The 11,917-nt window shown below is 40.6% G+C and carries 9 protein-coding genes; 2 read left to right on the plus strand and 7 right to left on the minus strand.

Annotated features, from left to right (window positions below; all coding sequences use genetic code 11):
• Positions 1–400 precede the first annotated feature (400 nt).
• The 4 genes from Q1J64_RS14750 to Q1J64_RS14765 all read right to left on the minus strand — a co-directional run bounded on the left by Q1J64_RS14750 (position 401) and on the right by Q1J64_RS14765 (position 4,717).
• Entirely contained in the window at positions 401–1,426 is a 1,026-nt protein-coding gene (locus tag Q1J64_RS14750) for a serine hydrolase domain-containing protein (RefSeq protein WP_301109863.1), read from the minus strand.
• Between the two features lie 430 nt (positions 1,427–1,856).
• On the minus strand, positions 1,857–2,270 hold the full coding sequence (locus Q1J64_RS14755) for a universal stress protein (protein WP_301109864.1): 414 nt from the start codon (positions 2,268–2,270) through the stop codon (positions 1,857–1,859).
• A 14-nt stretch (positions 2,271–2,284) separates the two neighbouring features.
• Complete coding sequence (locus tag Q1J64_RS14760) at positions 2,285–3,694, minus strand: SulP family inorganic anion transporter (protein ID WP_301109865.1); 1,410 nt, start codon at positions 3,692–3,694, stop codon at positions 2,285–2,287.
• Between the two features lie 120 nt (positions 3,695–3,814).
• Positions 3,815–4,717, minus strand: a complete 903-nt coding sequence (locus Q1J64_RS14765; protein ID WP_301109866.1) for a YitT family protein — start codon at positions 4,715–4,717, stop codon at positions 3,815–3,817.
• Positions 4,718–5,548: 831 nt separating this feature from the next.
• Between Q1J64_RS14765 and Q1J64_RS14770 the strand changes: the two genes are divergently transcribed.
• Together Q1J64_RS14770 and yhfZ are read left to right on the plus strand one after the other, a co-directional pair.
• Positions 5,549–5,893 (plus strand): winged helix-turn-helix transcriptional regulator, encoded by a 345-nt coding sequence (locus tag Q1J64_RS14770; RefSeq protein ID WP_301109867.1) that lies wholly within the window; start codon positions 5,549–5,551, stop codon positions 5,891–5,893.
• Positions 5,894–6,020: 127 nt separating this feature from the next.
• Positions 6,021–6,941: a GntR family transcriptional regulator YhfZ gene (gene yhfZ / locus Q1J64_RS14775; protein WP_301109868.1), complete on the plus strand. Its 921-nt coding sequence runs from the start codon at positions 6,021–6,023 to the stop codon at positions 6,939–6,941.
• Positions 6,942–7,012: 71 nt separating this feature from the next.
• Here the strand turns inward: yhfZ and Q1J64_RS14780 are convergent, their stop codons facing one another.
• The 3 genes from Q1J64_RS14780 to Q1J64_RS14790 are packed head-to-tail and all read right to left on the minus strand — an operon-like array spanning position 7,013 to position 11,612.
• Positions 7,013–8,650 carry a glycerol-3-phosphate dehydrogenase/oxidase gene (locus Q1J64_RS14780; RefSeq protein ID WP_301109869.1) on the minus strand — a complete coding sequence of 546 codons (1,638 nt, stop codon included), beginning with the start codon at positions 8,648–8,650 and terminating at the stop codon, positions 7,013–7,015.
• 19 nt (positions 8,651–8,669) lie between these two features.
• Positions 8,670–10,139: an FGGY family carbohydrate kinase gene (locus tag Q1J64_RS14785; RefSeq protein WP_301109870.1), complete on the minus strand. Its 1,470-nt coding sequence runs from the start codon at positions 10,137–10,139 to the stop codon at positions 8,670–8,672.
• A gap of 48 nt (positions 10,140–10,187) precedes the next feature.
• Positions 10,188–11,612: an FAD-binding oxidoreductase gene (locus Q1J64_RS14790; protein WP_301109871.1), complete on the minus strand. Its 1,425-nt coding sequence runs from the start codon at positions 11,610–11,612 to the stop codon at positions 10,188–10,190.
• Between the last annotated feature and the right edge of the window lie 305 nt (positions 11,613–11,917).

The raw sequence follows: 11,917 nt of genomic DNA on the forward strand, positions 1-11,917 counted from the left end.
GTGAATATTAACGGAATTACAAATAGAAACTTACTTTTAGGTGAGAGTTCTTTAATTTTATTTTTAAAAATAAGAGCTAATAAAAACAATGAAATATATAAAACGACGAATAATGATGCTGGGAAAAACAACTGATATACTACTCGATCAATAAATGTTATATCGCCTGGATAATTGGAAGCAGCCATACTACGGCTTATGTCAATATAAATATGACTAGCCCATCTCCAGAAATAAGTAGTTAAAATGCTTATTAGCAATGCTATAAAAACCATATTTCTTACTCCATTTCTAACATTCAGTTCTTTAATCTGGCCCGATTGCGATATAGAGCGATTCACTATTAAGCAATCGCCCCCGAATGCGGCATAGCATTTTTAATCTATCTCAATTTTAAATATTATGTTTTTATCAATTCATTTTCTATTCCACTTAATATTTCAAACGCTCCATCTGATTTATTTGAACAAACAACTACATTAATGGATAAGTCATGATAATAAGCAGAATGAAAGCTGACTCCTGGATCGTAGCCCATTATATGGTATTTAAAAATATTGTTTTCTGTGTTTTTCTTAATCCAAATACCATAACCATAATAGCCACTCTCATTGACTTGTGTATGAGTGGATAAAAGCTTGTTTGTGTACGTTTCATTTAAAAGTTGATAACTCATAAGTGCTGTCCACAGCTTGGCCATATCATTAGCAGTTACAAATGCACCACCATCTGAGCCACCTTTTACAGGTAATGAATAGATATTTGTTTTCCAAGTTCCATCAGCTTTATCGATATAGCCTAATGCTGTACTTGGAGGTAGAGAATCAAATGCAAAATACCCAGAGTTCGTCATATTAGCCTTATTAAAGATATGTGCTTGAATGTAATCAGAGAATTCAAGTCCACTTGTCTGTTCAACAATTAATCCCAATAAAATGTAACCCGCATTATTATAGTGAAACGATTCTCCTACTTTTGCTTTCATAGGTTCGTCTTGAAACAATGGTAAGAAATCTTTTAAATTTCTAATGTGATACATCGGCTTTGTAACCCAAAGTTCCTCAAAGTCCTCCATTACATCTTCATCGAAATAGTCTGGTATTCCCGAAGTATGCGTTAGTAAATGATGGACAGTCACTTTTTCATCAAAGTATTTCATTTCAATATCAAGACAATCGGTCAATTTAGAGTCAAAAGAGATTTTCCCTTTCTCAATAAGTTGACAGACTGCTATTGCAGTAAATAATTTGCATCCAGATGCTATTCCAAAGCGGGTTGCAGAGTTATTTTCTATTTGATCAGAACGCTTTGCATAACCAAAGCTTTGCTCTGCTAACACCTTTTCTTTGTCTACAACAAATACTGAACCTGAAAAATCAACTTTATTTTGTATTTCCGTAATCTTCTCTTGTAAATTTATATTCATAGCTATTCCTCCCGATAATTAACTATTATTCATTTATTGATATTGCTTAGGAAATAGGAATTCGCTTGAACAAATAGATTCTGTCTAATCTTAATCCTATTTATTTTTGTTTGATTATCATCATCGGTAAAACCCTCTTTCCACAGCAATCGATTGTTTTGTAAAAATGTCTTAAATATTAAGTACCACTCTTCGACTGAATGGCTAGTTTACTGAACACTCTCATTTTTGTATCTACCTTTACTTCTAAATCACAAAAGAATTACAATGTTTAGCTAATTTTACCATACCACATTATCGTTAAAACATAGTAAATCAAAACAAAACGAGGACATTATTCATCGGCGAATAACTTCCTCGTTTGTGATTCTTTCTTATGTCAGAGCTACAATCGTTTTTGTTCAGAAAATATGAACCCAAAATCCAGTCACTATTTCACAACAGTCACCGGACAGCTCACATTCTTCAATACTTTATGGCTGACGCTGCCGAGAACCATTTCCTGCAGCGTGTTCAAGCCACGGCTCCCTATGACAAGCAAATCTGTACCCGATGCATTTACGTGCTTAATGATCTCCTGGCTTGGATTGCCTTTCAGCATCGTAAGCTCAGCGTAAATATTCGCATCTTCCGCCATTTTCAATACAGGATGTACTTTTTGTTCGCGCCGTAATGACATGCTTTCTGGAGAATATGTGTGCAGACGCTCATCCATCGCTTTGCTCAAATCTGCGACAAAAATAATCTCCAGCTCCGCATCAGGTAAATAACGGACAATCAACACTGCATGTTCAGCAGCACGCATGGCGTTTTCTGAACCGTCTATCGCTACAGCCACTTTCATTTTCATTTCCCCCCTCACAATAACTTTTCATATAATAATTCGCTGGAAGAGTTCAGCCCGCGGATCGTTACATCTATTCCTTTGTCCGCAAGTTTCTGCCTCACTTTGAGAATCGCGCCAACTGCCGATTCATCCCACAGCTGACTGTCTTCAAAATCAATCACAATAGTTTTTTCCGTTACCTCATCAAAAGCCTGAATGAACTTCGTTGTAGAAGCAAAAAATAAAGGTCCGCTGATTTTATAGATGCCTAATTCATTTGTTACATTCACGCGTGAAATTTTAGCGACAAAGAACAATGCACTTAAAATGACACCAATCACAACGCCGATCGCCAGGTTATGCGTATATAATATGATACTTACAGTAATCAGCATGACAAGAGATTCCGATCTCGGTGCAGACCGCAGGAACTTAAACGATCCCCAGTTGAACGTCGTCATACTCACCATGACCATTACGCCCGCAAGAACAGGCATCGGTATTTTAATGACCAGGTCTCCAAGAACAATGATTAAAAACATCAGGAATACACCGGCAGTAAATGTGGAAAGACGTCCTCTGCCACCTGATTTAATATTGATCATCGATTGGCCAATCAGTGCACAGCCTGCCATTCCGCCAAAGAATCCTGTGATGAAATTGGCTATTCCCTGTCCGCGCGCCTCCCGATTTTTATTGCTTGATGTATCGGTCATATCATCGAGCACCTGCGAGGTCAGTAATGATTCAAGTAAACCGACTACCGATAATGCCAATGAATACGGAAGAATAATTTTTAGTGTTTCAAAGTTCAATGGAATATCCGGCAGAAAAAATGTAGGCAGTGAGTTCGGCATCGTGCCCAAGTCACCGATCGACTGCAGCTTAACTCCGCTCAAGAGTGCAATTGTTGTCATGACCACGATGGCAATAAGAGGTGCCGGTATCGCAGTGAAAAACCGAGGTACTGCATAGACCAATATTAATGTAGCGGCAGCAAATATGTATGTCATAGCGCCAGAACCAAACAAGTACGGCATTTGCGTAATGAAGATCATGATACCGAGTGCATTCACAAACCCCAGCATGACGGAGTTAGGAATGAAACGCATTAAGTTCGCAACGCCCAGCCCTCCGAGGATTAATTGGATGATTCCTGTTAAGATTGTCGCGACCAGTACGTATTGTAGACCGTGATCTGCCATCAGACTAACGAGTACTAAAGCCATCGCCCCAGTTGCTGCTGATATCAGACCAGGCCGGCCGCCCACAAATGATGTAATGACTGCAATGGTAAATGAAGCGTAAAGCGCAACACGCGGATCCACTCCAACGATGAACGCAAACGCGAGTGCTTCGGGTATGAGTGCCAGACCAACGACAATTCCCGCCAATAAATCTGCACGCACATTACCGAACCATTGCCGCTGTAAAGTGTTCATGTAGTTCCCCTCTCATGATATTTCAGGATAGTTCTCACGAATCAGCATACCATTTTCAGTTATCTCCGTATATGCAGTTTTTTCTTTTATAGACCAATGATCCTGTCATGTGCAAGAATATTAGAGCAGTTGCCGTTCTTTTTTCTTTTTAGCCGCCTCGCTGCCCCGCTTTAAATTTCCTTTTTTGATTTCGGCCACGTCATAGACTGCAACGAATGCATTGCGATCTACATCACGGATGATTTCTTTCATTTTACTGTCTTCCAGACGATGAATGATACACGTGATTTCCATGAAGTTTTCATTGGTAAAACCGCCCTGCACTACTCGGTATGTAGCTGTGCGACCTAGCCGGATGCGGATTTCCTCCACCATACCTTCCGGCTCGTCTGTCATAATTTTATATGCTTTTGAGCCACTCAGGCCAACTTCCATAATGTGAATGACTTTCGATGCAATAAAGTACGCGATCGCTGACATGATAGCCCCTGTCAGCCCGAATACTGTGGATACAATGATAAATACAAAGACATTCAAAAATAAAATCAGGTCACTTGTAGCAAAAGGAAGCTTTCTGGAGAGTAGAACTGCCAACATATCGATTCCGTCCAACGCTCCGCCGTTACGCAGTGCCATCCCGATTCCCACACCTATAATTATGCCGCCTACCACTGTCACCAACAGCGCATCTCCTTCGATAATTGTCGGAACATGGTCCATCAGACTTGTGCTGATTCCTAAAGACATAATTCCCAGAACAGAGAGTGCTGCAAAACGGCGGCCAATCTGATAGTAGCCTAAAATAACAAAGGGTATATTCAAAACAGCAATCCAAAAGCCTAAAGGCAGACCAAACAATTGAGAGCCAACAATACTCAGTCCCGTAACCCCGCCGTCCGATACCTGATTCGGGATCAGGACAGATTCAAGTCCGTATGCAGTGATAACAGAGCCCACAACGACAAATAATGCCTGGATAATGCTTCGCAATCCATAATGCTCCGGTTTCTTCACTTTTATCATCTTATCTCTTCTTTCCTTTAATCCGTGTTGCTGACTTTTTTTGCTAGTATACCCACTGCGGCATTTCGTCAGTCCTCCAGTAATATAATTTAGACTACTGTGAAAATGTTAAAAACCATTATGTTAAACTGATTTTAAGATGCATACTGTATATATTGTTAAAAAGATTACGGATAACAAGATAGTACAAACCAAGAGATAGGCCATCATTCATTACGCGGGAAGATTCAAAACTAAAGTTAGCGAGATGTTTGGAAGTATATCGAACACAAATTGGAAATACTGTGAAACCTGTTATAAAAATTGATGCTTCAAAAAAGAAACTACGATTTATCAAAGCAAATTTGCAGGTAATCCCTATTTTCCTGAAAGTAAAATAGAAAATGCCAGGCGGTTGCCTGGCATTTTTATTTTGTTAAATAAATCTCACTTTTTCTTCGATTGCTATACGCGTTGTCGGATAGGCTGGTGCATTTTCATTACCTATTGTAATAAGCACGATAGGAGTAACGGTCTTCTACATTAAAACGCTCTGCAAATTTTACTTTAACGAACCCGCCCATAGTTCCTGTCGCATAGTCTCATATGGATAGTTACCGACGAGTATCTCCTTACTCGATGCATCTAATAGCCCTAATCTTAAAAGTTTGGATCGTATTTTCTTACGGATCGACGCTCTTAAATCAATGCAGACAATGTATCAGCCATTCTAATTCCTCCTGTTAATTGAACTAATCTTTAATAAGCACCCGTCCGTACTTTTAGTAAGTACATTCCGTCAAGTTTTTTGGAATATGTTATGATGTAGAAAAACATGAACGGGGTTTTATAATGAAACAATATGAGGAGCACAAAGAATATTCCTGTGAACTTTACCGCAGCGCTATCGAATTCATCGGTAAGCGATGGACTGGAATTATTGTTTATCAATTATTTGAGGGGCCTAAGCGCTATCACGAATTGCTGAATGCGATTGAAGGAATTTCCGACCGGCTTTTATCTGAAAGGCTGAAGGATTTGGAACAGGAAGGCTTGCTAACGAAACATGTGCTGACAGAAGCACCGAAAAAAGTGGAATACGAGCTGACACCGTTGGGCTATGAATTCAAGGATGTGTTTCAGGCCGTAATGAATTGGGCAGTAAAAAAAGAACAGTTTATGCGAGGTAATAAATGACTTAGCTAACATTAATTCCGCAATAACTCAACACATGCCTATACCGCCAAAACATTGTCTTTCACCTTGCAAAATCATTCTACAAAAGATACGATGTAAGGCATAAAACCAAAGGGAGAGTTTGCCCGTGCATTATCGTTATGTCTCTATTTCAATTGAATTGGCAAGACGCCTGCTTATACTAGAAGAAGGAGATCGCTTTGATTCAATTAAAAAGTTATCTGAAGACTTCGATGTTGGCCGCGGAACAATACAAACAGCTTTATCACGTCTAGTGGAGGATGGCGCTTTGGAAATTGAGAGTCTTGCACAGCAAGGTTCTTATATCAAAAAGGTAAATCGTCCACTTCTATTAAAGGCCGCTCAACTCGAGGAAGTTATCGGTACACTTCCGATAACTTATTCCAGGCTCTATCTAGGTTTAGCGACTGGGCTGCACCAAGCTTTTGAGAATTCCGATATGTCGCTCATTCTGGCCCAGGTAAGAGGAGCAAAGAACCGATTAAATTTCCTTCAATCCTCTCGATGTGATTTCATGATCATTTCAAAACTTACTTGGAACAGGATTCAGGATGATGAGGATTTAACGCTTTTATTTGAATTTGGGCCCGGTTCGAATGTCAGCAAACATGTTCTGCTTGTTCGCAATGAATTCGCCAATGAGATTTCTGAAGGGATGCGAATAGGGGTCGACTCTTCTTCTTTTGACCATTTGCAGCTTACGCTTAAAGAATTTAACGGTAAAAATGTTCAGCTCGTCGAAACCTCTTATGGTCAAACGATTGATAAGCTCATCACAGGAGAAATTGACGCAACCATTTGGGATGCAGGAATATGGGATGTCGGCATCATTTCGCAGCCTGACTCCTTAAGGATGATTCCACTCACTCAATACGAAGTCGAGCAAATTGATAATACCATTGCCTGTTTAGTTGTTAAAAAAGATAATAAAGCTTTGAACCAGTTATTATTGAAATGTATTAATCCAGAGGCTGTTGTTGAAACCCAGAAACAAGTAATGGCGTATAAAATTACACCATCGTTTTAATTCTCAAACATTATTCCAGTAAAGTCCCCCGGGTTCGCGTATTCACTGTGCACCCGGGGGATTTTGTTTAATTAAATTAATACCTTTTCAGCATTCTTATAATGTTCTTCAATCTGCCTAGTTCTTTCTGCATCATCCCAATTCAGCAGATCTGCCATAATATCGGCAACTTCATTTACTGCATCCATACCGTGATTCTTATCAAAAATTAAAAGCGCAGAACGCCGGTCCATAAAGTCTGTTATCGTAAGCGCCATCTCTTTTTCAACAGCTAGCTTTACCTCACCTTTGATACCGGGGACATTTTTTGCCAGCAAGTCAATCCATTTTATATCATCTTCTCCATAAGCAAGCAGCTCATCGTTAGCTGCACCGTAAAGCCACACTAAGCGTTCAATTGCAACGGGCGGTATGCCGGCCGCCTTAAGTTTAGCGGACATATCCCTCTGATATTGATAATAATCTTCACCAATATCCCCGCCAGGTAAAACTACTTCCTCAGTTTTTTGGTTATCTCCAAACTTTTTCGGTAAGTCTTTTGCTACTTCTTTTAAGACACGTTCTGACATTTTTCGATAAGTTGTTAATTTACCACCTGCAACCGTCAGCAATCCTTCTTTTATTTTCCAGACCTCATCGTCTCGTGAAGTATCTCGTGTAGATTTGCCTTCTTGTTTTATTAACGGACGTAATCCTGCCCATATACCTAATATATCTTCTTTTTCTAACTTGGCTTCAGGAAAACAATCGACGGCCAAGTCAAATAGGTAGTCGATTGCCGCCTGATCTCCTCCTGGCTGATCAATGTCGCCTTCATGAATGACATCTGTAGTTCCAACGTAAACATAATTCCAGCGTCTAATAATGAATCCTGATTTACCGTCAGAGGATTCCAGAAGAACAGCACTTGTTAACGGGATTTTCTCAGCAGGGAAAACGAGATGAATTCCTTTACTTAACAATAATGTTTCAGGTGCCTGCAAATCATTCTTTTGCAATAAATCTTCTGCCCACGGGCCAGTAGCATTAATTGTCAGTGCAGCAGTTATTTGATGTTCGTTACTGGTTAGCTGATCTTTCACAGTGGCACCGATAACAGTACCCGCGTCGTCATAACGAAAAGAAGTTACTGCTGTATGGTTTACAACGCGCGCCCCATGCTCAGCAGCTGAACGTGCATTCATTACTGTGAATCGCGCATCCTCAGTGATATATTCACCGTATACTATACCGCTTTTAAGGGGTTCTCTTAAAAGTGGAGCATATTCGCGAACTTCATCGGCTGTTAGTGTTCTATGTGTTTCATCTTTTGTTGATTTAGCCAGTTTATCAAAAAGTAGAAATCCTGTGCGATATTTAATTAGACTGCCACTTTTAAAAACTGGAATGATAAAGTCTAACGGGTGAATCAGATGTGGAGCAATTTTTTTCAACACTTTTCTTTCTCTGGCTGATTCTTTCACTAAACCCACATTGCCTGTTGCAAGATATCGAACTCCGCCATGAACTAATTTAGAAGAACGGCTTGATGTACCATAAGCAAAGTCTTCTTTTTCCACAAGAGCCACTTTCAGACCTCTCAATGTTGCATCGCGGGCAATTCCACTTCCTGTGATTCCACCGCCGATGATCAATAAATCAAATGTTTCATCGGACATTGCTTGCAGTGCTTCGATTCTTCCTTCAGGACTAAATGGATGATTCGTCATATTAAATTGCCCCCCTTCATTATACGTCTACTGTAGGGATACTTCTCACTGCGTCCACGACGTTTTTCCACTCCTGAAAACGCGCTTCCATATTCGAGTCCGTTGTGCGCGGAATAAAAATGGTCCCTGCTTTCTTGAACTTCCGAATCTCCTCTTCGTCTTTCCAGTAGCCCACTGCTAATCCTGCCAGGTAAGCAATGCCTAACGCTGTTACTTGCTCGGTTTGCTGTCTTTCTACATTTATTCCTAATATGTCCGCCTGCATTTGCATAAAGTAATCATTTTTTGACATGCCGCCATCTACTTGTAACGTCGCGAAAGATTCTTCACCCGTTTTTTCACGCAATGATTCCACTACCTGTCTGGTTCTGAAAGCTACTGCTTCCAGCACAGCTTTGACGACATGCTGCCTTGTAGTCGCACGCGTCAGACCGAATATAGCACCTTTAGCCGATGGATCCATATACGGGGTCCCCAATCCCTGAAGTGCAGGTACAAAGTAAACACCACCGCCTTTAGGCATCGTTTCTTCTCTAAATACTTCTTCAATATCCTGAAGTATATTCAACTCTTTGACCCAACTCATCGTAGCTCCACCTGTAACTACCTGGCCTTCCAGACAAAATGAATCTTGTCCGTTGAAGCGCCAAAGCGCCAGCGGGAAAGAGTTCTCACTAGATATCCAGTTTGTTCCGGTATTCACGTCAACCATTACAGATGTTCCGTATGTTGCTTTTCCTTCACCCGGTTTCGTGGCTAAGTGGCCAAACATGGCAGATTGTTGGTCACCTGCGACTGCCGCGACTGGAATATCTGCATTAAATAGTGATTTCACTGTCGTACCGTATACTTCACTAGATGACACCAGTTTTGCGAGGTGATCGACGGAAAGCCCAATAAAGCCTGCTAACCCTTCATCCCAATCGCCAGTAATGGGATTCCATATATTCGTACCTACTGCATTTGACGGATCGGTAACAAAAGCTTCTCCTCCAGTTAATTTCCACAGCAACCAGCTGTCCATTGTTCCGATTAATACGTCACCTTTTTGAACGTTTTCTTTACAATTCGGAACATTATTTAATAACCATTCATACTTTGTATACGTTGAAAAAGGACTGATCGATATTCCCATAATCTCTGTAAGTTCTAAGCATCTTTGATAAGTGCGTAAATCTTGCCAGACAATCGCGTTGTAAACAGGCAAACCTGTATTTTTATCCCATGCAACCGCTGTGGAACGCTGAGTGGCCAAACCAATAGCTGCTATATCTTCAAAGCCTAGCTCAGCTTTCTTCACTGCATCGCGCATTAACTGTTCTGTAAGATTCCAAATTTCCATCGGATCATGTTCCAGCAAACTTGGAGCGGGAGTAATTTGTGTGAACTCACTATATTCAATCGCCACCTCGTTACTTTCCTGATCATAAATGACAGCACGTACGCCCGATGTTCCGGCATCAATCGCAAGTATATATTTGCTCTCCATTCGTATCCCTCCTTTGTTATGAAAAACCTGCCTTTTCACTTTCAGACATCACTTTTCGTTTTGCGGCATCAATGTGCCTTTATTCATAATTCCATTTGGATCAAGCGACATTTTCACTTTTTCCAGTATCTGATAAGAGCTTCCAAGTTCAGAAGGCACCCACTGTGCACGAACTTTCCCAATTCCGTGATGATGGCATATGGATCCATTATGAGAGAGCGTTGTTTCTATAACAGATTGCCACATTGCTTTATATACACGGCTCACATCTTCTACATTCCTTTTAGGCATCGCACCTAACATGAAGTAAATATTTGTTCCTTGATCATAGCTATGTGAAGAGTGTCCTGATGCAACCATCACTTCGGGAACATCACGCTTTAAATTGGCTAGGACTTCTTCATAAATAACTGCTACATCTGACCAATTTGCCGATATTTCAATAGTATCGACTATAATTCCCTGGCTCGTATATTCTTCTAATTCTTTCGTGTTATTTCGTTTCTCTAACCACTGAATCAATGGCTTGTCACCAAGGGCACGACCTCCCCCTGCCTGAACAATTTTATCGATGGCTGTGCCTTCCGTTTGTGCATAACCCTCAGGACCTTCAGAAAGCAGAAGAAGAATTGATTCGCCTTCTTCAATAAAGTTGCTGTACGAACGTTCAGCTTCTACCGCATCGTGCAGTCTTGTAACTGCTGGATTCCACCCAGTCCGAATGAACCTTTGAATAATTTTTAAACCTTGTTCCATATCTTTAATCGCATATGCGCCCAGCCATCTGTCAGTTGATTTTTCAAATACTTTTAGGGTTACTTCTGTAATAATGCCCATCGTCCCTTCAGACCCTAAAAAGATATGTCGCAAATCAGGACCGACTGACCTGCGCGGTACATCCTTGATACGAATAACCTCTCCGTCTGGCAGTACCGCTTCTAAACCAAGTAATAAGTCTTCAATGTTCCCGTATTTCGTACTGTATTGACCAGAACTTCTTGTCGCAACGAGACCTCCCAGCTGCGCTAAATCAATCGACTGCGGGAAATGCCCACCGGTATAACCGTTACTCTCCAAATAGGTTTCTAAATCTCTCAGGACCACTCCCGGCTGTGCTGTCACAGTTAAATTATCTTCATTCAGATCCAATATGCTGTTCATATGTCCCACATCAATGATGACGCTTTCACAATCAGGCTCAGAACCGCCTGTCACTCCAGAACCGCCGCCGTAAGGAACAACTGAGATCTTATGTTCATTCAAATACGCTAACACTTTCGATACTTCCTCTGTTGTTGCAGGTTTGACCACACACAGCGGGCCTTGTAATTCTTTGCCCACTGCCTTTTCAACCATCCGTAACGGCCACATGTCCGTATCGTGATCTTTTAATACCTGGATATCTTGACTTACTGTCCCTTTTTCTATTAAGCTGGCAAGTTCTTTTACAATTGATTCAGTCTGTATTTTCATAGTTTACATCTCCTTGTATCAGGTATTCTCTAATCATGTACATATTACCGTACAAGATTTCACCTGTCAACGAACATTGCAGATATTTCAGAAATATTAAAACTTGATCTTAGTCAAAAGTCAGGGTACATCGATTGACAGGTTGTACATATTGAAAATTCATTCGAAGACTATTCGCCTGGCTAGTTGGACACCCCTATTATATACAGACTCAAAAAAGCGTCCGCTCCTTTTAATCAGGAACGAACGCTTTCTATTCTTATTCTAATAACCGAATCCAATACTCACATACTACGCGTTTAGAC

This window comes from Sporosarcina sp. (assembly GCF_029257255.1).
GTDB lineage: Bacteria > Bacillota > Bacilli > Bacillales_A > Planococcaceae > Sporosarcina.